Origin of the sequence: Nonomuraea spiralis, from assembly GCF_014648435.1 — a bacterium.
GTDB lineage: Bacteria > Actinomycetota > Actinomycetes > Streptosporangiales > Streptosporangiaceae > Nonomuraea > Nonomuraea spiralis.
In genome coordinates, this window is the sequence record NZ_BMRC01000028.1 from 85,607 (window position 1) to 106,164 (window position 20,558).

19 protein-coding genes are annotated in these 20,558 nt (G+C 71.3%); 10 read left to right on the forward strand and 9 right to left on the reverse strand.

Annotation, left to right across the window (positions count from 1 at the left end; all coding sequences use genetic code 11):
* Positions 1-54 precede the first annotated feature (54 nt).
* The gene (locus tag IEZ27_RS55175; protein WP_268246120.1) at positions 55-402 is read left to right on the forward strand and encodes a polysaccharide lyase beta-sandwich domain-containing protein; all 348 of its coding nucleotides are present in this window, start codon (positions 55-57) and stop codon (positions 400-402) included.
* On the opposite strand, the gene IEZ27_RS42950 is transcribed toward IEZ27_RS55175, so the two are convergent.
* The 6 genes from IEZ27_RS42950 to IEZ27_RS42975 all read right to left on the reverse strand — a co-directional run bounded on the left by IEZ27_RS42950 (position 368) and on the right by IEZ27_RS42975 (position 5,092).
* On the reverse strand, positions 368-880 hold the full coding sequence (locus IEZ27_RS42950) for a DNA-3-methyladenine glycosylase I (RefSeq protein ID WP_308427350.1): 513 nt from the start codon (positions 878-880) through the stop codon (positions 368-370). The genes IEZ27_RS55175 and IEZ27_RS42950 overlap by 35 nt on opposite strands.
* Positions 881-909: 29 nt before the next feature.
* A complete protein-coding gene (locus IEZ27_RS42955) occupies positions 910-1,509 on the reverse strand; it encodes a hypothetical protein (protein ID WP_189652508.1) in 600 nt (199 codons plus the stop codon).
* Positions 1,510-1,582: 73 nt separating this feature from the next.
* A complete protein-coding gene (locus tag IEZ27_RS42960; RefSeq protein ID WP_189652509.1) occupies positions 1,583-2,167 on the reverse strand; it encodes an LOG family protein in 585 nt (194 codons plus the stop codon).
* 11 nt (positions 2,168-2,178) lie between these two features.
* Positions 2,179-2,979 carry an LOG family protein gene (locus IEZ27_RS42965; protein ID WP_189652510.1) on the reverse strand — a complete coding sequence of 267 codons (801 nt, stop codon included), beginning with the start codon at positions 2,977-2,979 and terminating at the stop codon, positions 2,179-2,181.
* A 239-nt stretch (positions 2,980-3,218) separates the two neighbouring features.
* Positions 3,219-4,274, reverse strand: a complete 1,056-nt coding sequence (dapE, locus tag IEZ27_RS42970; RefSeq protein WP_189652511.1) for a succinyl-diaminopimelate desuccinylase — start codon at positions 4,272-4,274, stop codon at positions 3,219-3,221.
* Positions 4,274-5,092, reverse strand: a complete 819-nt coding sequence (locus IEZ27_RS42975; protein WP_189652512.1) for a 2,3,4,5-tetrahydropyridine-2,6-dicarboxylate N-succinyltransferase — start codon at positions 5,090-5,092, stop codon at positions 4,274-4,276. Before IEZ27_RS42975 ends, dapE begins: the two co-directional genes overlap by 1 nt.
* On the opposite strand from IEZ27_RS42975, the gene IEZ27_RS42980 reads away from it, so the two are divergent.
* Positions 5,091-5,948 carry a hypothetical protein gene (locus IEZ27_RS42980; RefSeq protein ID WP_229824843.1) on the forward strand — a complete coding sequence of 286 codons (858 nt, stop codon included), beginning with the start codon at positions 5,091-5,093 and terminating at the stop codon, positions 5,946-5,948. The two genes, IEZ27_RS42975 and IEZ27_RS42980, sit on opposite strands and share 2 nt — an antisense overlap.
* A 9-nt stretch (positions 5,949-5,957) precedes the next feature.
* On the opposite strand, the gene IEZ27_RS42985 is transcribed toward IEZ27_RS42980, so the two are convergent.
* The 3 genes from IEZ27_RS42985 to fdxA form a co-directional block, all read right to left on the reverse strand.
* Positions 5,958-6,638, reverse strand: a complete 681-nt coding sequence (locus tag IEZ27_RS42985) for a DUF4178 domain-containing protein (RefSeq protein ID WP_229824844.1) — start codon at positions 6,636-6,638, stop codon at positions 5,958-5,960.
* Positions 6,639-6,714: 76 nt separating this feature from the next.
* Positions 6,715-7,785, reverse strand: a complete 1,071-nt coding sequence (gene dapC, locus IEZ27_RS42990; RefSeq protein ID WP_189652513.1) for a succinyldiaminopimelate transaminase — start codon at positions 7,783-7,785, stop codon at positions 6,715-6,717.
* Positions 7,786-7,888: 103 nt separating this feature from the next.
* Positions 7,889-8,215, reverse strand: a complete 327-nt coding sequence (fdxA, locus tag IEZ27_RS42995) for a ferredoxin (RefSeq protein ID WP_106240826.1) — start codon at positions 8,213-8,215, stop codon at positions 7,889-7,891.
* A 105-nt stretch (positions 8,216-8,320) separates the two neighbouring features.
* On the opposite strand from fdxA, the gene IEZ27_RS43000 reads away from it, so the two are divergent.
* From IEZ27_RS43000 to IEZ27_RS43035, 8 genes are all read left to right on the forward strand, one after another.
* Positions 8,321-8,551: a putative acetyltransferase gene (locus IEZ27_RS43000; protein ID WP_189652514.1), complete on the forward strand. Its 231-nt coding sequence runs from the start codon at positions 8,321-8,323 to the stop codon at positions 8,549-8,551.
* Between the two features lie 17 nt (positions 8,552-8,568).
* The gene (locus IEZ27_RS43005) at positions 8,569-9,642 is read left to right on the forward strand and encodes an ABC transporter substrate-binding protein (protein WP_229824845.1); all 1,074 of its coding nucleotides are present in this window, start codon (positions 8,569-8,571) and stop codon (positions 9,640-9,642) included.
* 101 nt (positions 9,643-9,743) lie between these two features.
* Positions 9,744-10,520, forward strand: coding sequence for a class I SAM-dependent methyltransferase (locus tag IEZ27_RS43010; RefSeq protein WP_189652515.1), 777 nt, complete (start codon positions 9,744-9,746; stop codon positions 10,518-10,520).
* Between the two features lie 226 nt (positions 10,521-10,746).
* Entirely contained in the window at positions 10,747-12,873 is a 2,127-nt protein-coding gene (locus IEZ27_RS43015) for a hypothetical protein (protein ID WP_189652516.1), read from the forward strand.
* 66 nt (positions 12,874-12,939) lie between these two features.
* On the forward strand, positions 12,940-14,700 hold the full coding sequence (locus tag IEZ27_RS43020) for a UvrD-helicase domain-containing protein (RefSeq protein ID WP_229824846.1): 1,761 nt from the start codon (positions 12,940-12,942) through the stop codon (positions 14,698-14,700).
* A 48-nt stretch (positions 14,701-14,748) separates the two neighbouring features.
* Positions 14,749-16,593 carry a sigma factor-like helix-turn-helix DNA-binding protein gene (locus IEZ27_RS43025; RefSeq protein ID WP_189652518.1) on the forward strand — a complete coding sequence of 615 codons (1,845 nt, stop codon included), beginning with the start codon at positions 14,749-14,751 and terminating at the stop codon, positions 16,591-16,593.
* 16 nt (positions 16,594-16,609) lie between these two features.
* On the forward strand, positions 16,610-17,899 hold the full coding sequence (locus tag IEZ27_RS43030) for a CysS/YqeB C-terminal domain-containing protein (RefSeq protein WP_189652519.1): 1,290 nt from the start codon (positions 16,610-16,612) through the stop codon (positions 17,897-17,899).
* 133 nt (positions 17,900-18,032) lie between these two features.
* Complete coding sequence (locus IEZ27_RS43035; RefSeq protein ID WP_229824850.1) at positions 18,033-20,549, forward strand: penicillin acylase family protein; 2,517 nt, start codon at positions 18,033-18,035, stop codon at positions 20,547-20,549.
* Positions 20,550-20,558 lie beyond the last annotated feature (9 nt).

The following is a 20,558-nucleotide window of genomic DNA, read 5'->3' on the forward strand; positions in this document are numbered from 1 at the left end:
CCCGGCGCCTCGCGCGAGCGCACCCGCGCCTTCCACCGGGACCGGCCGGTGGCGGTGCTGGCCAACACGCCGCTGGTGCAGGCAGTACGGGCGGGCGGGCTGTGGGCGGCCACGTTCTGGGCGGCCGGTACGGCCGGCGTGCTGACCGCCGACGCGCCCTGCGTGGCCCTGGTACGGCGGCGCGGCACGCGCATCGACGTCGCCGTGGCCGATCCGGGCAGGACGGTGGAGGTCGTGACGCTGACACTCGGCCTGCCGGCCCACGGCGTGCTGCGGGCCGACGACACCGTCACCGTCACGCCCGGCGCGCGCCCGCGGGTCACCGTCAAGCTGGGCGGGTCGGCCGGGCGTACGCACGTGGCGGCGCTCAGCGGGCCAGGCAGCCCTCGATATGGTCGTTGACCAGGCCGATGGCCTGCATCAGCGCGTACGCGGTGGTCGGGCCGACGAACTTGAACCCGTGTTTCTTCAGCTCCTTGGCCAGGGCCTTGGAACCGGGGGTGATCGCGGGCACGTCGGCCATCGTCCTCGGCACCGGCGCGTCGGGGTCGGCGAAGCGCCACACCAGCTCCGACAGGCCCTCGGGCAGGGCGAGCGCGGCCCTGGCGTTGCCGATCGCGGCCTCGATCTTGGCCCGGTTGCGCACGATCCCGGCGTCGCCGAGCAGCCGTTCGACGTCGTGCTCGGTGTAGTCGGCGACCTTCACGATCGAGAAGCCGTCGAAGGCGGCGCGGAAGTTCTCCCGCTTGCGCAGGATCGTCAGCCACGACAGGCCCGACTGGAACGCCTCCAGCGCCACGCGCTCGAAGACCTCGTCGTCACCCTTGAGCGGACGGCCCCACTCCTCGTCGTGGTAGGTGATGTACATCGGGTCGGCCATGCCCGGCCAGGTGCACCGGATGAGTTCGGTCACGGACGCTCGTCCCCGTCCTTGGCCGGGGTGGCGTGCACGGACTCGTCCTCGGCCTCGGACTTGTCCTCTTCCTTCTTTTCGGGCTCTTCGGTGGCCTTGTCGTCCTCCGGCAGGCGCCACTCCGGCTCCTCGGACGGGTCGCGCAGCTCGGGCTCGGCCTCCCACACCACCGACTCGCCGCTCGACGTGACCGGGTCGCCGGTCTCGGGCAGCTCTCTCGGCGTGGTGGGCGCCTCCGGCTCGTGGTCGGTGCGCAGCCCGGCGCCCGGCGCGGCGTAGATCTCCTGCCGCGCGTGCAGCCTGCTGGACAGCAGCTCCGACACCCGCTGCTCCAGCACGGCGATCCTGGTGTCGCGGGCGCTGATGGCGTTCGCGGCCCGGCGCAGGGTCTCGTCGACGCTCTGCGTGTGGTAGCCGACCAGGTTGACCGGCAGTTGGAGCGCCATGAAGTCGACCGCCGTGAGCTGACCGGCCTCGGGCAGGTCGAGCGGCGGCACGTCGGGCGGGAACTCGGTCAGCTCCCCGCCTCTGCCGAGGGAGACCAGGACCACGCAGGCCAGGATGGCGATCGCGGCGATGGCGAGTATGACCAGCACATTGGCATCGTACTCATATGGCGGAGCACGTTCAGCGATCTACCACAAGTGCGCCCAATCCGGGGCGTGCTGGTCAGCCGGTGGCCTCGCCCAGTTCGGCGATGCTCGGGCGTACGGGCTGGGGACGTGCTTCGAGGTGGGCGAACGCCTCCTCGACCGTGGTCGTCCAGGAGATGGCGTCGAAGACGTCGGCCCGGGTGAAACCCTCGGCGTGCATGCCGGTGACGAGTTTCCTGAGCGGTTCGTACAGGCCCCACGGGTCGAGGATCACCAGGGGGCGGTCGTGGATGCCGAGCACCCGCGCCGTCCAGATCTCGAACAGCTCCTCCAGGGTGCCGATGCCGCCGGGCAGCACGAGGAAGGCGTCGGAGCGGGCGTCCATGACGCCCTTGCGCTCGCGCATCCCGGCGGTGACGATCAGCTCGTCGGAGTCGTTGTCGGCCACCTCGATGTCCACCAGCACCTGCGGGATCACACCGATCGTGAATCCGCCGGCCGCGCGGGCGGCGGCGGTGACCGCGCCCATGCACGAGACCGTGGCGCCGCCGCTCACCAGCGTGTGGCCACGCCTGGCGAGCTCGGCGCCCACCTCCCGGGCCAGGTCTACGTACTTCCTGTCGATGCGGAGGCTGGAGGCGCAGAAGACGCAGATGTTCACGGGCCGACAGCCTATTGGGGCTCGGCGGTCTGGGCGGCGGCGGCCTCCAGCTCCTCCTCCCGCTGCCGGGAGCGGGCCCGGTCGGAGTCGACGATGATCCGCACGGCCTCGTCGGGGTCGTCGGTGACCGAGATCAGGTCGAGGTCCTGGGGGGCGATCTTGCCGGTGCCGAGCAGGGTGCTCTTGATCCAGTCGAGCAGGCCGCTCCAGAACTCCGAGCCCATCAGCACGACCGGGAACGAGGTGACCTTGTGGGTCTGGACCAGCGTCAGCGCCTCGAAGAGCTCGTCGAGCGTGCCGAAGCCGCCGGGGAGCGCGATGAAGCCGCGCGAGTACTTCACGAACATCGTCTTGCGCACGAAGAAGTAGCGGAACTCGATGCCGAGGTCGACGTAGTCGTTCATGCGCTGCTCGAAGGGCAGCTCGATGCCGAGCCCGACCGACACCGCGCCCTCGACCTCGACGGCGCCCCGGTTGGCCGCCTCCATCACGCCGGGACCGCCGCCGGTGATCACCGCGTAGCCGGACTCGGCGAGCGCCCGGCCGAGTCGCCGGCCCATCTGGTACTCGGGGGTGCCCTCGGGGGTGCGGGCCGAGCCGAAGACCGTGATCGCCGCGGGCAGCTCGGCGAGCTGGCCGAACCCCTCCACGAACTCGGCCTGGATGCGCAGCACCCGCCACGGGTCCATGTGCACCCAGTCGGAGGGCCCCTGCCGGTCGAGCAGCCGCTGATCGTGGGTCGAGCTGGGCACGAGACTGCCGCGGACGACCGCCTGCCCCTGACGGCGTTCGGCTCGTTGCTTCTGTTCCATGGTGGTCACGCTAGTCCTCTCCGTACGCGGCCCGACGCGCCGCTTCCGCCCCCGGCCGCTGCCCCCGAGGCACCTGCCTTGAGGATGAACGCCCAGGTCGAAGGCCGGATGAAGCCCTCGAAAAAAACTTGGGAAAAGCAGGGAACCGAATTTCGACCCCCCTGCGTCTAACTGCCGAGGGTGCTGCTCGGGACTGAAAGTGGCTTTCCCCGCCAAATGGCCGGCGAGGAAAGCCACTTTCATATTGTGAGCCAGTCCAGCAGGGCCCGCTCGCTCTCCACGATTTTCGGCAGCGACACGTACTCGCCCTGCTGGTGTGCCAGGTTCGGGTCTCCGGGGCCGTAGTTCACGGCCGGGACGCCGAGCGCGGAGAAGCGGGAGACGTCCGTCCAGCCCAGTTTGGCCCTCGGGGTGCCGCCGACGGCGGCGGTGAAGGCGGCGGCCACGGGATGCGTCAGGCCCGGCCTGGCCCCCGGCGCCGCGTCGAGGAAGCTCACCTCGTAGCCCTCGAACACCTCGCGCACGTGCTGCTCGGCCTGCTCGATCGTCAGGTCGGGGGCGAAGCGGTAGTTGACCGTGACCACGCACTCGTCCGGGATCACGTTGCCGGCCACGCCGCCGCGCACCGCGACCGCGTTGAGCCCTTCGTGGTATTCGAGGCCGTCCACCACCGGCAGGCGTGCCTCGTAGGCGTTCAGCCTGGCCAGCACCGGCTCGATGCCGTGGACGGCGTTGACGCCGAACCACGACCTGGCGCTGTGGGCGCGCTTGCCGGTCACGGTGACGTCGGCGCGCAGGGTGCCCTGGCAGCCGCCCTCGATCACGCCGTCGGTCGGCTCCATCAGCACCGCGAAGTCGGCCGCCAGCCACTCGGGGTGGTCCCTGGCGACCCTGGTCAGGCCGTTGCGCTCGGCCTCGATCTCCTCGCAGTCGTAGAAGACGTACGTCACGTCCCGGTTCGGGGCCGGTACGGTGGCCGCCAGCCGCAGCGCAACCGCCACGCCCGCCTTCATGTCGGAGGTGCCGCAACCGTAGAGCAGGTCGCCCTCCACCCGGCTGGGCAGGTTGGCGGCGACCGGGACCGTGTCGAGGTGGCCCGCGATCAGCACCCGCTCGGCGCGGCCGAGGCCGGTGCGGGCGACGACGGTCTCGCCGGACCGGTCCACCTTCAGGTGCGGCAGCGCGGTGAGCGCCTGCTCGACCGCGTCGGCCAGGGCCTTCTCGCCGCCGCTCACCGACTCGATGTCCACGATCGCGGCGGTCAGCGCGCGTACGTCCTGCGTCAGGTCCAGCATCAGGTGTTCACCCCATGTTCGCGCAGCACCTCGTTGAGTGCCGCCTTGTCGTGCCGCTGCTCCGGCTCCAGGCGCTTGATCACCAGCACGCACGGCAATCCGAACGTGCCCCCGGGGAACTCCTTCTGCCGCGTGCCGCCGACCGCCACGCACCAGTCGGGCACCCTTCCCCGGGCCAGTTCCTCGCCCGTCTGCACGTCGATCACCGGGATCGTGCCGGACAGGATCGTGCCCGCCCCGATCACCGCGCCCCGGCCCACCCGGGCGCCCTCGACGATCATCGAACGACTGCCGATGAACGCGTCGTCCTCCACCACGACCGGCACCGCGCCGGGCGGCTCCAGGACGCCGCCGATGCCCACGCCTCCGGACAGGTGCACGTTCTTGCCGATCTGGGCGCAGGAGCCGACCGTGGCCCATGTGTCGACCATGGTCCCCGAGTCCACGTACGCGCCGATGTTCGTGAACGACGGCATCAGCACCACGCCCGGCGCCAGGTAGGAGCCCCAGCGGGCGATGGCGCCCGGCACCACGCGAACCCCGTCGAAGGAGGTCTTCAGCGGCACCCGGTCGTGGTGCTGGAAGTCGCCCACCTGGGAACGTGCCATTCCCAGCAGCCGGAAGCTGAGCAGGATCGCCCGTTTGGCCCGCTCGTCCACCACGACCTCGCCGCCGACGACACGCGCGACCCGCACCTCGCCCCTGTCCAGCAGGTCGACCGCGCCGACCACCTGGATACGGGCCTCCACGTCGGCCGGGGACAGCTCCGCGCGTCGTTCCCACAGCTCGTCCACCACCGGGGACATCACGTGACTCATGGCCCCGGAGCTTATCCGGCCGGGTAGGTTCTTCAGGGTGCGCCTGCGCTTCTCCCGTGGAGTCATCACCATCGCGATCATCGTCGTGGTCCTCGCCGTCGGTGTCTCCGTGGGGCTCTACCTCCTGCTCAAGCGGGCGAAGCCGCTGGTTCTCCCGGAGGCCTACTGCGCGCTGCGCACGCCCGAGGGCGCCCTGTCCCTCGATCCGGAGCAGGCGCAGATCTCCGCCACGATCGCCGCCGTCGCGGCCCGCCGCCGCCTGCCCGAGCGGGCCGTGGTGATCGCGTACGGCACCGCGTTGCAGGAGTCGAAGCTGCGCAACCTCGCCTGGGGCGACCGCGACTCGGTGGGCGTGTTCCAGCAGCGCGAGTCGCAGGGCTGGGGGCGCAAGAAGCAGCTCATGGACCCGGTCTACGCCACCAACAAGTTCTTCGCCGCGCTGGTCAAGGTCAAGAACTACCGCAAGCTGCCGATGGCCGAGGCCGCCCAGGCGGTGCAGCGCTCGGCGGGCGGTTACGCGTACGCGCAGCACGAGCAGGACGCCAAGATCCTGGCCGCCGCCTTCACCGGCCGCGTCCCGAAGGCCGTCGACTGCTGGTACCCGCCGGGCAAGCAGACGCCCGAGCCGCAGGCCAGGACCGCCGAGGCACGCAAGCAGCTCGCCAGGGCGCTCGGCGACACGACGATCACCACGAAGAAGCGGGGCTGGCTGGTGGCGTCCTGGTCGGTGGCGCATGCGGAGAAGTTCCGCCTGCGCCGTGTCGGCTACAGCGGCGCGACCTGGGTCAACGCGGTCGACGCGGACGGCTGGAAGAAGGCCGGCCAGGCCGGCGACGCGGCGGTCGAGCTGTCGTAGGGGCGGGCGTCAGGTCGCGCGGGTGACGATGGTGATGGAGCCCGGCGGCAGCGGCTGGGCGTAGCTGGCGCTCCAGGTGTGGCCCTGGATGCGTTCGAAGGAGAGCAGGCGCCCGTCGGAGGCGTGGTAGTCGGCGAAGTCGAGCAGCCCGCGCTCGGGAGTGTCGGTCTCGCCCTCGCTCCTGAAGGCGGCGGTGCCCCGCTGGATGGGGAAGAACTCGACGCCTTCCATGATCAGCATGCTCTTCGCCGGGACCATGCCCTGTGCGGGCACCTCGGTCCACAGGAGCACCTCCAGGTGGGACGCCTCACCGGCGGCCCTGCCCTCGCGTACCTCGACCGAGAGCCACAGGCGGCGGCGGGCGACGTCGCGCAGCAGATACTCGATCCACTGCTGGCCCTGCCAGGAGACGAACATCGCGCCGAGCACGCGGTAGGGCGTGCCGTGGACCTCGATCCGGTCGCCGACCTGGATGGTGCGAGGGTCGGCGTAGTCGGTGCCGGCATGCCCGGGAGCGTCGACCGGCGCCGGCAGCGGGGTCTCGACCGGAGCGGTCTCGACCGGCACCGGCGGCGGCGGCGCGCTCGCCCGGCCCCTCCTGTCCTGCCGCATGGTGGCCAGGAACGCCCCCAGCAGCAACAGGACGGTGGCGATGCTCAGCCCGAGTACGACCATGGAGGTCATGCTCATCGATCAGCTCGCTCCACTCGCGGTCTGTCTCGGCAGACGCCTTTATCAATTTGTTCGTGCGTTACGACGGGCGATCCTACTGGAGGCGGCGCACCGCCGCACTGATGCGTTCGTCGGTGGCGGTGACGGCTACGCGGATGTGCCGTTCACCAGCTGATCCGTAGAAGTCTCCCGGCGCGACCAAAATGCCGATTTCGGAGAGTTTACTCACTTGATCCCAGGCGTTCTGCCCGTTCGACGCCCATAGGTACAGACCGGCCGTCGAGTGGTCGATGGTCCACCCGGCCCGCTCCAGCGCGGGACGCAGGACGGCGCGGCGCGCGGAGTACAGCTCGCGCTGGCGTTCGGCGTGCGTGTCGTCGCCGAGCGCGACCGCCATCGCGTCCTGGACCGGCTTCGGCATGATCATGCCGGCGTGCTTGCGCGTCTCCAGCAGCCGCTTGACCAGGACGGGGTCACCCGTCACGAACCCGGCCCGGTAACCGGCCAGGTTGGAGCGCTTGGAGAGCGAGTGGACGGCGAGCAGCCCCTCGTGGGAGCCCCCGCAGACGTCGGGATGGAGGATGGAGACCGGCTGCTCTTCCCAGCCGAGCTCGATGTAGCACTCGTCGGAGGCCACGACCGTGCCGCGCTCGCGGGCCCAGGCGACCACCTTGCGCAGGTGCTCGGCGGGCAGCACGCGGCCCGTCGGGTTGCCCGGGGAGTTGATCCACAGCAGGTCGACGTGTTCGGGACCGACCGACAGGGTGCTGTCGGAGGCGGTCGCGGTCGCGCCGGCCAGCCTGGCGCCCACGTCGTAGGTGGGATAGGCCAGCTCGGGGAAGACCACGCGCCCGGCGCCGAGGTAGGTGGGCAGCCAGGCGACGAACTCCTTGGAGCCGATCAGCGGGAGCACGTCCCGCTGGTCGACGGTGACGCCGTGGCGGCGTCGCAACCAGCCCGCGGCGGCCTCGCGCAGGGCGTTCGTGCCGTGGGTCAGCGGGTAGCCGGGGCTGTCGGCGGCCTGCTTGAGCGCCTGCTGGACGGCCTCGGGCACCGGATCGACGGGCGTGCCGACCGAGAGGTCGACGATGCCGTCGGGATGCGCCAGGGCACGTTCCTTGTACGGTTCGAGGCGGTCCCAGGGGAAGTCGGGCAGCTTGTTCACGGTTCTCCAGGGTCGCTCTTGGCCGAACACGCCTGACGTGGACACGTGCGGACGGGGTCCGTCCGGTGTGGACGGCCCCGGCGCACGTGTCGTACGCGACTCGCTAGTGGTCCTCACCCTGCGGCGGCAGGGCGGCCACCACCGGGTGGTCCTTCTCGATCTTGCCGACCTTCGAGGCGCCTCCGGGCGAGCCGAGGTCCTCGAAGAAGTCCACGTTCGCCTTGTAGAAGTCCTTCCACTGCTCGGGAAGGTCGTCCTCGTAGAAGATGGCCTCGACGGGGCACACAGGCTCGCACGCGCCGCAGTCCACGCACTCGTCGGGGTGGATGTAAAGCATGCGCTCGCCCTCGTAGATGCAATCGACGGGGCACTCCTCGATGCACGCCTTGTCCAGGACGTCCACGCAAGGCTGCGCGATGACGTAGGTCACCTCGAGCTCCTTTTTCTCCGCACCATGGCATGACACTGACCGCGGTTTGCTACGCCCTAGTATTGCCGTGCTTGCCAGCTGGCCGAAACGGAGGGTGGCAAACTCATGGCCGCACGCCTCGTCATCGCCATCACAACTCAGGACATAGGCGCACGGATCACCACTCGAAGACGCGTATCTGAGGGCTTTCGGGACGCCGTCGGAGTGCTCGAAGCCTGGCAGGACGGCGTGTTGCGCGTTCGCAAGCGGGACGGCACCCTGGTGGAGATCGACGAGAAAACGCTGGTCGCGGCCAAGGTCGTTCCGGTCGCGCCTCCTCGACCTCGGCCGATGTAACGGTAAGTATTCATTGTGTGACCGTACGTACCTGCGCCGCCGCAGCAGCCATTCTCGCCAGCGCCGGATGCGGCGCGTCCACTTCCCAGTCCACGTCCGACGAGGCCAAGAGCCTGCCGCCGCTCAACGTCCGGGCCGCCTCACTGAAGCAGGGCTTCGGGACCATGGGCCGCCTCACCGAGGCCGCCAAGCACGAGGGCCAGCTCAACGTGATCGCCCTGCCGCACGACTGGGTGAACTACGGCGAGATCATCGAGACCTTCTCCAACAAGTACGACATCAAGGTCAACGAGCTGGAGCCGAACGCGAGCAGCAAGCGCGAGCTCGACGCCGCCGACCAGCTCAAGCCGGACGTGTTCGATCTCACTCTCGACATGGCCGTGTACGGGGCCGGCGACTTCGCGCCGTACAAGGTGACGGGCTGGCAGGACCTGCCCGACGACGTCAAGGACCCCAAGGGCGCCTGGTACGGCGCGTACGGCAGCTACATGTCGATCGGCTACGACCCGCGCGAGGTCAAGGCCCCGGCCTCCTTCGCCGACCTGCTCAAGCCCGGCTACCGCGTCGCGCTGGACGGCGACCCGCTGCGCTCGGCGGCGGCGTTCGGCGGCGTGATGGCCGCGTCCATGAAGGGCGGCTCCGCGCCGGACGCCAGGCAGGGTGTCGACCTGTTCGCCAAGCTCAAGCAGGCCGGGCAGCTCACCGAGCCGGCCAAGGCCAACGTGATCATCGACTGGGACCACCTGAACGCGTCCCGCAGCGCCGACCACACCGACTCCTGGGAGGTGACGATCCCGCGCGACGCGTCGTTCGGGGGCTATCACGTCCAGGCGATCAGCAAGGCCGCCCCGCACCCGGCCGCCGCGCGGCTGTGGCAGGAGTTCCTGTTCTCCGACGAGGGCCAGAACCTGCTCCAGAAGGGCTACGCCCGCCCGGCGCGCGGCGAGGCCATGCTCATGAAGGGCAAGCTCGACACCGAGCAGGCCGCCCGGTTGCCCAAGGCCGCCGGGCCTCCCGTGCTCATGACGATCCCGCAGACGGACGCCGCGAAGGCGTACCTCAAGCGGGAATGGAGCAAGAGTGTGGGATGAGTCCGTTGTGACTTGATATGTCGTAGGGACGATCAGGCTCTAAAGTGAACGGACAGCACGGCCACGGGGGCCCGATGTCTGACGAATGTGAGCTGATCGTCTTGCGATACGACGCACCGAGCTTGGAGCGGTGGAACAGTCGCGCCTACGACAGCAGTTTCGGGTACGTCTCCACCCAGGGCGCGCCACTGGTCGACCTGCTCGACCCGCAGCCCGGGGAGCGCGTGCTCGACCTCGGGTGCGGCACCGGGGTGCTGACCGCGCAGATCGCCTTCAGGGGCGCGGACGTCCTGGGCATCGACGGCTCGGCCGCCATGATCGAGAAGGCGCTGGCCCAGTACCCGGGCATCGACTTCATCATCGGCGACGGGCACGACTTCACCGTGGTCGACCCGTACGACGCCGTCTTCTCCAACGCGGCCCTGCACTGGATGAGCCGCGATCCCGCCGCCGTGATCGCCAGCGTCCGCGAGGCGCTGAAGCCGGGCGGCCGGTTCGTCGCCGAGATGGGCGGCGCGGGCAACTGCGCGGAGCTGACCGCCGCGATGCTGACCGCCTGGCGCGAGTACGGCCTGCGCGAGCCCGACCTGCCCTGGTACTTCCCCACGCCCGCCGAGTACGCGCGCCGGCTGGAGCGGGAGGGTTTCGTGGTCCGGCTGCTGGAGTACTTCGACCGGCCGACCCCCCTCGACGAGTCTCCCGGCGGGGCCGCCGACTGGGTGCGCATGTTCGCCCCGGCCGTGCTCGAAGGACTGCCGCCGGAGATCGTGGAACCCCTGCTCGGACGGGTCAACGAACTGGCCGCACCCGCGCTGCGCAGGGAGACGGGGTGGATGGCCGACTACGTGCGTCTACGCTTTGCCGCTGTTCGGCGCTGATGCGTAGTGCATGATGCGTAGGGCTGTTTTGCCGGACTATGGTCTGTTCCGTGGGCGGCGAGATGTTGGCTGCACCGCTTCGGCGGCGTGAGGGGCTGGTGAACGGAACGGGATGAACTTCTGCCTGAGCGACCTCGTTCCACCCTTGAGGTGGAGCGACGCGTCGACGATCACGCTACTGACCGGGCAACCGGATCTGCCGGACGCGTGGTGGCGAAGCCTGCCCATGCCGCTGGTGCTCACGGCCATCGGCCCGGAGTCGCTGGGCGAGCTGCTGACGGAGATCACGCTGGAGCAGTGGCCGGCCGCCGCCGTCGGTGACGTCCTGCCGGCGCTGCACGTCCTGGACCCGGACGAGGCCGACGAACCCGCCGTCGCCATCGCGCTCGACCGTGCCGGGTCGTGGGCCGGGCTGCTCTCGCTGACCGGGCGGGAGCTGGTGGACCAGCCGTTCATCCAGGCTCGCCCGGTGCTCAACACGCTGTTCTCGGCCGTTCTCGTACGGCTCGCGCATCCGCACGCGGCTGCCCGGCACGTCGAGGCCCACCACCACGAGGCCGCCGTCCCGGAGCCTCAGGTGTCCGGCGGCGCGGCTTCCGAGCAGGCGGCCGCCGAACCCGTCGCCCCCGAGCCCGCGCACTACGACGCCGAGCCCCAGGAGCCCGCCTCGCAGGACGCCGCTCTTGAGGACGCCTCCCAGGACGCCGCCCTTGAGGACGGCGAGCCTCAGGACGGCGTCTCGCAGGAGGGCGCGTTCCAGGAGGGCGTGGCCGAGGAGGAGTCCGCGGGGCGCGAGGACGAGCCGGTGCTCGACGCTGATGTGGAGCCGATCGTCGAGGAGGGGCTGCCGTCCGAGCCCGACATCGTGCTCGACGCCGCCGACGAGCCCGCGCCCGAGCCCGCCGCCGAGGAGGCGTCCGCGCTGGAGGCCGAGGGTGTCGGCCAGGAGCCGGAGCCCGTGGCCCCCGCGTTCGCGGAGACCCCCGAGGTCGCGGAGGTCGCGGAGGCCGGGGAGCCGACCGCCCCGGACGAGCACGACGAACCCGCCGTACCGGGCGAACCCGTCCACCCCGCCGGCGCCTTCGCGGCGGCCGGGCACGCCTTCGGGGCGGCCAACGCCTTCGAGGCGGCCCAGCAGGCCGAATCCGCCCAAAAGGCCGAGGCGTCCGAGCAGGACGAACCCGCCGAGGCGTCGGAGCCCGCCGAGCAGGAGCACGCCGAGGCCGGTCCGCACGGTGAGCAGGCCGAGCAGTCCGAACAGGACGAGCAGCCTGAGCAGTCCGAGCAGGAGTTGCCTGAGTTGATCGAGGCCGCGTTCGCCGGGCTCGACGACAAGAGCTGGGCCGTGGCGCAGAACCGGATCTTCACCGACGAGCCCTCCGCGATCGACCAGCTCGCCAAGCTGTTCGCCGTCCCCCCGGCCGACATCTCCGCCACCGAGCACGACCTCCGCCTCCGCCTCGACCAGTGGCTGGGCAGCGAGGAGGCCGCGCCGTACCGCGCCCACCTGGACGAGCTGCGCAGGACGCTCGGCCCGGCCGCCCCCAAGGAGCAGCTGATCGGCGCGGCCGACTGGCACGCCACGGAGATCCGCGCGCTGGAGGTCCCGGCCTGGCAGTTCGTGCTGGCGACCATGCCCGCCCAGCCCCGGGCGGCCCAGCCGCCGGCCCAGCCGCCGGCGGAGTTCCAGCAGCCGCACTCGGCGTTCGGGGCGGTGCCGCAGCCGCCCCCGCCGCCACCCGGTCCGCCACCCGGGCCGCCGCAGTTCCAGGCGTTCACGCCGGCCACGCCGGCGCCCGAGGAGGCCAACGGCGGGTCGGAGCAGAACAAGCCGTACCAGCCGCTCAAGGACGTCTCCCAGACCAGGCGCTGCTTCCGCCAGCCGGACGGGCGCTGGTGGTTGCGGATCGACGTGACCGCCGAGCAGCTGGCCGGCGGCGAGTGTGCCCTGCCGACGGGCTTCGCGGCTTACCTGGGCCTCTCGCCGGGCGAGAGCAGGGCGGTCAGGAGCGCCGCGGGCGAGCTGACCATGACCTGGCACGGCAGGCCGGTGCTGGAGTCCATCGAACGCCTGCTCGTGGACGTCGGCGCCAAGGAGGGCGGCCACCTGTTCCTCACCCTGTCGGACGAGGGCGTGCTGCGGGCCCGCCACCTGCCGGTCGCCGCGCAGAACGCCGAGAGCATCACCAAGGCGCTGCGCCTGGTCGGCTACACGGCGCCGGGCGGCACCCGGGACCAGGCGGCCAGGGTGATCGCGACCAGGATCGGCCTGACCGGCCCGGTCGGCCTGCCGGATCTGCTCACCAGGCTCCGCGAACGCGGCGACCGCGACCTGCTCGCCCTCTTGGACTGACCGCCCGTGCCGCGGCTCGCGATCGGCCCTGAGTTTCCCGGGGAACTCGGCGCACTGGCTCAGCCGGTGCGCAGGGACGCCGTGGTCGCGCTGCGCCGGTTCCTGCTGAACGTCTCCGGCGGCCCGCACCCCGAGCGGGTGCGGGGCGGCCGGGACGGCAGGGTCGCCACGTTGCGCCTGGCCGACGGGCATCGCGGCGTGGTGGTGCGACAGCACGACGTCTACTGGCTGCTGTCCGTACGCCCCGACCCGGAAGCCTGGTCGTACGCCCAGCGCCACCGGTACGGCGTCAACCCCGTGCTCGGCGTCGTCGAGGAGTGGGACGCCGAGGCGCTGGAACGGGTCGAGCCCGCATTACGCCGATCGGCCCGCCCGTCGCGGCTGTTCGACCCGATCTGCGACGGCGACCTGCTCGCGCTCGGCATCGACGTGCACGCGCTCCCCCTGGTCAGGCTCATCTCGACCGAGGCCGACGTGGCCGCGCTCGAACCGCTGCTGCCGCCCACCCAGCACACGCCGCTGGCCGTGCTGGCCAGGGGCGGCACGCTGTCGGAGGCGTGGCGCGAGCTGGACGCCTGGCGGGCCAGGGACGACGAGCCCGGCGCGATCGACCCCGACGACCTGCACGCGGCGCTGCTGCGCAGCCCGGACCGCGCGGTGTTCGCCGCCGACAAGGTGGAGCTCGACCGGGTGCTGGGCGCCCCGGACTGGTGCACGTTCCTGCATCCGACGCAGCACCGGCTGGCCAGGGCGGGACGCTACGAGCAGCCGGTGCTGGTCGTGGGCGGCGCGGGCACCGGCAAGTCGGTCATTGCCCTGCACCGGGCGGCCCACCTGGCGGCGCGGGGCAGCGGCCCGGTGTTGCTGGTGACGTTCTCGCAGAGTCTGGCCGAGGAGCTGTCCAACCGCCTGGACGTGCTGATCGCCGACGAGAGCGTACGCAAGCGGGTCGAGGTGGACAACGCCGAACGCCTGGCCGTACGGATCGTGACCGACGCGGAGGGACGCCGTCCGGCCCTGGTCGGCCCGGGGGCCCGGTCGCTGGCCCAGCTCACCGACGAGGCGATCAGGCTGCTGTCGATCACGACCGGCGACCTGCTGGACGACGTGGAGCCGGGACGCAAGCCGTACCGTCACATCGTGGTGGACGAGGCGCAGGACATCAGCCCGGCGCAGTGGCGGCTGCTGAGGGCGGCGGCGCCGCACGCGTACGACGACCTGTTCGTGGTGGGCGACCCGCACCAGCGCGTGACCGACACGCGGGTGGCGCTCGGCGCCGTGGGCATCCCGGCGGCCCGGCACGACCTGCGGATCTCCTACCGGCTGCCGCAGGAGGTCCTGTCCTTCGTGGTCCGGCTGCGCGGCGGCGGCCCGGCGAACGGCCTGGTCAGAGGCGTGGCCGAGATGTACGGCTTCCGCGCCACGCACAACGGCCGGCGTCCGGTGGTCAGGGCGTACGACACGCCCGAGTCGGAGCTGGCCGGCCTGCGCGCCACGGTCGGCGCGTGGCTCGCGGAGGGCGTGCCCGAGGGCGAGATCGCCGTCGGGGCGCGCACTCCCGCGCTGGCTCGCGCCGCCAGAGAGGCGCTGGACGGGCTGGACGTGCGTGTGGCGACCTTCCAGCACCTCAAGGGGCTGGAGTTCGAACGGGTGGCGCTCGTCGGCGTGGCGGAGGGCGTGGTGCCCGGACCGCTGCCCGAGGAGCCCGCCGCGCGGGCTCGGGCGCTGCAACGCGAGCGGAGCATATTGTTCGTCGCCTGTACACGGGCCCGATCCATGCTCTATATCTCGCATTCCGGAAGGGGGAGCCCATTTCTGTCCCCCTGATCACATAGTCTGAACTGCGGATATCTTCCCTTTGCCGGTTGGACCTCAATGAACCTCAGCCTGAGCGACCTCGCGCCACCCCTGCGCTGGACCTCCCCTGGTCAGATCGCGCCGATCGTGGAGGAGCCACAGCTGCCCGAGGCCTGGTGGCAGGCGATCCCCCTCGACCGCGCGTGCGCGATCGTCGGGACGCAGACCGTGGCGGGACATCTGGCCGACCTGGCCGTGGCCTGCTGGGGACACCTGCTGCTCGGCGACATCCTTCCGCTGCTGCGTTTCTCCGACCCCGCCGAGGCCGAGCGCACGCCGGAGACGCTGGGCAAGGACGTGGTGCAGAAGCTGTTCGCCGGTGTGTTCGAGCGGCTGCTCGAACCGGCGCCCACCGCCGTACCCGTCCCGGCGCGGCCGGACAAGCCCCTGCCCGAGCTGATCGACGCGGTGTTCGCGGCCCTGGACGAGCGGCAGCGGGCGATCGCCCGCGACCGGCTCTACGCGGCGCAGCGCGCCACGCTCGACGAGCTGGCGCAGCGCTTCTCGGTCACCCGCGAGCGGATCAGGCAGATCGAGCGGGACCTGCGCGACCACGTGGAGGCATGGCTGGGCTCGCCGGAGGCGGCGCCGCTGGCGGCACACGTGTCGTGGCTGCGCGGCAGGCTGGGCTCCGCGGTTCCGGCCGACGACCTCGCGGCCGCCGTCCCGTGGCACCGCGGCGAGCTGCGCACGCTGGGCATCCCCGTGTGGAGGTTCGTGCGTACGCTGCTCAGCGGCTACGAGCAGGCCGACGGCTGGCTGGTCTCCGGCGGGGCCGACGAGCTGAGGGAGAAGACGCGGCAACTGTTCACCGACGGGCCGCGTCCGCTCGACGAGGCGGTGACCATGGTGGCCCAGCTCGGCGTGCGTGAGGACGTCGCCGAGCGGTGGATCCTGGCCGTGCCGCAGCTTCGTGTGCTCGGCCGGCACGTGGTGCCCTGGCCGCGCAGCATCAACGAGAAGGCCGAGGCCGTGCTGGCGGTGGCGGGCACCCCGCTGGCTCCCGAGGAGATCCAGGAACGCATCGGCGAGGACTACAGCCTGGTCGGCATCCGCAACCAGCTCACCGCCGACGAGCGCTTCCGCCGGGTGGACCGGAACAAGTACGGGCTGACCAGGTGGGGCGGCGACGAGTACCTGGGCATCAGGGAGATGATCGCCAGGGAGATCGAGCGGGCCGGCGGCGAGGCCTCGGTCAGCACGATCGTGACCAACCTGACCTCCCGCTACGACGTGAGCGAGAGCTCGGTGCGCGCCTACTCGGGCGGCCCCGGGTTCGAGCGCACGCAGCGGGGCTGGATCAGGGTGGCCGGCACGTCGCCGACCGGCGAGTCGGAGCCGTACCAGCCGCGCAAGGACGTCTCGGAGACGCGGCGCAGCTTCCGCTCCCGCGACGGCCGCTGGTGGCACCGGGTGGACGTCAACGCCGAGCACCTGCGCGGGTCGGGCTCGCCCCTGCCGACCGGGTTCGCCGCCTATCTGGGGATGGCTCCCGGCGGGTCGCTGACCGCCTCGACGCCGTCGGGCGACGTGGTGATCAGCTGGCACAACCAGCCGACCATGGGGTCGATCCGCAACGTGCTGGCCGACTTCAAGGCGAGCGAGGGCGACCACGTGTTCCTGACCGTCTCCGACGGCGGCGAGCTGCTGACCCGCTACCTGCCCGCGGCCGCCGTGGCGATGCCGCCGCTGAACCGGGCCCTCTACCTGATCGGCTACACCGCTCCCGTGCACTCCGAGATGGAGGGGCTGCGGCTGATCGGGGCCCGCATCGGGATGCCCGACACGGCCGCGCGCGAGGAGGTGCTGGCCAGGCTCCGCGAGCGCGGGGACAGGGACATCCTCGGTTTCCTGGGCGGGTGAGAGCTAGGCTCGGGTGATGTTGCGGATCTACGACACTCGGGCCGGGCGGATCGAGGAGTTCCCAGGTGGGCGGGCGGTGCGCGTGTACACGTGCGGGCCGGCCGTCCGCCGCCGGGCCCACGTGGGCGACCTGCGGACGTACGTGTTGTCCGACCTCATCAGGCGGGTCCTGGAGCGGCGGCGGACGCGGGTCGTGGTCTGCCGGAACCTCATCGACGCCGACGCCGGCGGCCCGGACCGCGGTCACGAGGACGCCTTCAGGGACGACTCGGCCGCGCTCAACCTCCGGCCGCCGGAGCACACGCCGCGCGCGGGCGAGCCGGCCGGCCTGACGATCGAGCTGATCGCCAAGCTGGTCGAACGCGGGCACGCGTACGCGGCTCCGGACGGTTCGGTGTACTTCGACGTACGGACGTTCCCGGCGTACGGGGAGATCTCCGGCAAACGTCTGGACGAGCTCGAACCCGCCGATCCGCACGGGCGTTTCCATGCCGACTGGGCCCTGTGGCGGCCCGCCGACGGTGAGCCGGGCCTGGAGGCGCCCTGGGGACGGGGGCTTCCCGGCCCGCACGTCGAGTGCTCGGCCCTGTCGCTGCGTTTCCTCGGCGAGCGCGTCGACCTCCACGTCGGCGCGGCCGACCTGCTCTTCCCGCAGCACGAGGAGGAGCGCGCCCAGTCCGACGCGGCGACCGGCCACGAGGTGGTACGACACTGGGTGCACGGCGGGCGTGTGCTGTTCGACGGGCACGAGATGGCCGGGTCCGCAGGGGATGCGGGGGCCGCGGTGCCGCTGTCCGACGTGGTCGCGGCCGGGCTCGACCCGCTGGCGGTGCGGCTGGCGTTCCTCGAACACCACTACCGGCAGCCGCTCGACCTCACGTGGGACACCCTGCGGGCCGCCGACCGGACGGTCCGGCGGTGGCGGGCGCGGGTGGCCGAGTGGTCGGAGTCGCCCAGCGCGCCCATGGCCTCCTCGTACGCCGAACGCGTCGAGGCGGCCTTCGACGACGACCTGGACACCCCGGCGGCGCTGCGGATCCTGCGGGAGCTGGAGGAGGACGAGTCGGTGGCGCCGGGGTCGAAGTTCGAGACGTTCCTGCACCTGGACCAGGTGCTGGCGCTCGACCTGTCCACGGAGATCGGCAAGCCCCGGGTGCTGCCCGCCGGGGCCGGGGAGCTGCTGGACCGGCGGGCCCGCGCGCGGGAGACGAGCGACTGGGCGGCGGCCGACCGGCTGCGGGACGAGCTCGCGGAGCTGGGGGTCACCGTCACCGACACCCCCGAGGGGCAGAGCTGGGCCCTGTGATCCGGCCCGCGTAGCCGCGGCGATCCTCCACCCTGGCCCTCCGACCACCTGAAAAGGCCGGAGCAGTGAGTCAGGGCTGCCAGACTTGTTCAAGTTCGGCAAGATGGAGGTATCGGTGAGACCCTTTGCGTGGATGCCGTGGCCTTTGCGGTGGTTCGCTCGGGTGTTGACCGTGCTTGTCGCGCTGGCGCTCGTGCTGGCGGGGGTCCTGGTGTACACCGTGCGGAAGTCGTTCCCGCAGGTGGACGGGACGCTGCGGCTGCCGGGCCTGACGGGGAACGTGGAGATTTATCGCGATAAATCGGGAATTCCACACATCTACGCCGACACCGCGGCCGACCTGTTCATGGCGCAGGGCTTCGTCCACGCCCAGGACCGGTTCTTCGAGATGGACTTCCGCCGCCACACCACCGCGGGACGGCTGTCCGAGCTGTTCGGCAAGGCCACGCTCGGCAATGACAAGGCCCTCAGGACCATGGGCTGGCGCAGGGTGGCCGAGCAGGAGCTGCCCGGACTCGACCGGCAGACCCAGGACTTCCTGGCCGCGTACGCCAAGGGTGTGAACGCCTGGCTGGACGCCAACCCCAACGCCTCCGACCGGAGCCTCGAGTACTCGGTGCTCAAGCTGCAGAACGGCGAGTACCGGCCGGAGAAGTGGACCGCGGTCGACTCCGTCGCCTGGCTCAAGGCCATGGCGTGGGACCTGCGCTCCAACATGGAGGACGAGATCGACCGCGCCCTGGCGCTGACCAAGCTGCCCAAGGAGCGCGTCGACCAGCTCTACCCCGGTTACCCGTACGACCGGCACACCCCGATCGTCACCGAGGGCGCGCTCTCCCAGGGCCGCTACGACCAGCGCGCCGAGCCGCAGGTCGGCGGCGTGCGCGCGCTCTCCCAGGCCGCCGCGACGCTGGACGCCGTGCCGAGCACGATGAGCAGCGAGGAACGCGAGGGCATCGGGTCCAACTCGTGGGTGGTCTCCGGACAGCACACCGCGAGCGGCAAGCCGCTGCTCGCCAACGACCCGCACCTGTCGCCGCAGATGCCGTCCGTCTGGTACCAGGCCGGGCTGCACTGCAGGAAGATGTCCCAGCAGTGTCCGTACGACGTCACGGGGTTCACCTTCTCCGGCGTGCCCGGCGTGATCATCGGGCACAACGACAAGATCTCCTGGGGGTTCACCAACCTCGGGCCGGACGTGGCCGACCTCTTCCTGGAGAAGGTGGACGGTGACACGTACCTGTACAAGGGCGAGCAGGTCAAGCTGGAGACCAGGCAGGAGCAGATCAAGGTCGCGGGCGGCGACCCCGTCACCATCACCGTCAAGAGCACCCGGCACGGGCCGCTGATCAACGAGGTGATGGCGGACGCCAAGCCCAGCGGCGAGGCCAACGCCGTGGCTCTCCAGTGGACCGCCCTCACACCGGGCAAGACCGTGGACGCGATCTTCGCGCTCAACAAGGCGGGCAACTGGCCGGAGTTCCGGTCGGCGGCGGCGCTGTTCGAGGTGCCGTCCCAGAACCTGATCTACGCCGACACCACCGGCAAGATCGGCTACCAGGCCCCCGGGCGCATCCCCGTACGGGAGAACGGCGACGGCACCTGGCCGGTTCCGGGCTGGACGGGCGAGTACGACTGGAAGCCCGACTTCATCCCCTACGACCAGCTCCCCACGGTGGAGGACCCGGCGGAAGGGTTCATCGTCACGGCGAACAACGCCGTCATCGACCCCCGCCGCTACAAGCCCCTGCTGACCAAGGACTGGTCCTACGGCTACCGCTCCGAGCGCATCCGCGAGCTCGTCAAGCAGGCGATCGGGAAGGGCAAGATCGACACCGGGACGATGTCGGACATCCAGCAGGACACCTCCAACGGGTTCGCCGCGACGCTGGTGCCCGAGCTGCTGCAGGTGCCCGTGGCCGGGCCCGCCCGCGAGGCGCGCGAGCTGCTGCGCACGTGGGACCACTCCCAGGGTCTCGACTCCGCGCCCGCCGCCTACTTCAACGCGGTCTGGCGGCACCTGCTCATGCTGACGTTCGACGACGACCTGCCCGAACAGGTGTGGCCCGGCGGCGGCGACCGCTGGTACGACGTGGTCGCCGGCCTGCTCTCGACCCCCGAGGACCCCTTCTGGGACGACGTGACCACCAAGGACCTCACCGAGACCCGCGACGACATCCTGCGGCAGGCGATGGCCTCCGCGTACCAGGAGCTGGCGGACATGTTCGGCACGGAGTTCAGGTCCTGGAAGTGGGGGGACCTGCACCGGCTCGAACTGGTCAACGGCACGCTCGGCACCTCGGGCCTGGCGCCGGTGGAGGCGCTGTTCAACCGCGGCCCGTTCGCCGTACCCGGCAACAAGGACGCGGTGAACGCGACCGGCTGGAACGTGCAGAAGGGGTACGGGGTCACCGCGGTGCCGTCGATGCGCATGGTCGTCGACCTGTCGGACCTGGACAAGTCCCGGTGGATCAACCTGACGGGCGCCTCCGGGCACGCCTTCCACGACAACTACTGGGACCAGGCGGAGGCGTGGGCGCGAGGCGACCTGCTGCCCATGAACTCCAACCCCGAGTCCGTCAAGAAGTCCGCCACCCACACCCTCACCCTCACCCCTGACCCGTCCTCTCACCCCGCCCCGTCCCCATAGACCGTCCGG

What these genes read in the sequence shown, in the direction of transcription:
- IEZ27_RS43035 (WP_229824850.1), top strand. Translation starts at nt 18,033, where the DNA reads ATGCCGTGGCCTTTGCGGTGGTTCGCTCGGGTGTTGACCGTGCTTGTC.
- IEZ27_RS42965 (WP_189652510.1), bottom strand. Translation starts at nt 2,979, where the DNA reads ATGGAACAGAAGCAACGAGCCGAACGCCGTCAGGGGCAGGCGGTCGTC.
- dapE (WP_189652511.1), bottom strand. Translation starts at nt 4,274, where the DNA reads ATGCTGGACCTGACGCAGGACGTACGCGCGCTGACCGCCGCGATCGTG.
- IEZ27_RS43030 (WP_189652519.1), top strand. Translation starts at nt 16,610, where the DNA reads ATGTTGCGGATCTACGACACTCGGGCCGGGCGGATCGAGGAGTTCCCA.
- IEZ27_RS42950 (WP_308427350.1), bottom strand. Translation starts at nt 880, where the DNA reads ATGGCCGACCCGATGTACATCACCTACCACGACGAGGAGTGGGGCCGT.
- IEZ27_RS42980 (WP_229824843.1), top strand. Translation starts at nt 5,091, where the DNA reads ATGGCCCCGGAGCTTATCCGGCCGGGTAGGTTCTTCAGGGTGCGCCTG.
- IEZ27_RS42975 (WP_189652512.1), bottom strand. Translation starts at nt 5,092, where the DNA reads ATGAGTCACGTGATGTCCCCGGTGGTGGACGAGCTGTGGGAACGACGC.
- IEZ27_RS42985 (WP_229824844.1), bottom strand. Translation starts at nt 6,638, where the DNA reads ATGAGCATGACCTCCATGGTCGTACTCGGGCTGAGCATCGCCACCGTC.
- IEZ27_RS43025 (WP_189652518.1), top strand. Translation starts at nt 14,749, where the DNA reads ATGAACCTCAGCCTGAGCGACCTCGCGCCACCCCTGCGCTGGACCTCC.
- IEZ27_RS43000 (WP_189652514.1), top strand. Translation starts at nt 8,321, where the DNA reads ATGGCCGCACGCCTCGTCATCGCCATCACAACTCAGGACATAGGCGCA.
- IEZ27_RS43015 (WP_189652516.1), top strand. Translation starts at nt 10,747, where the DNA reads ATGCCGCTGGTGCTCACGGCCATCGGCCCGGAGTCGCTGGGCGAGCTG.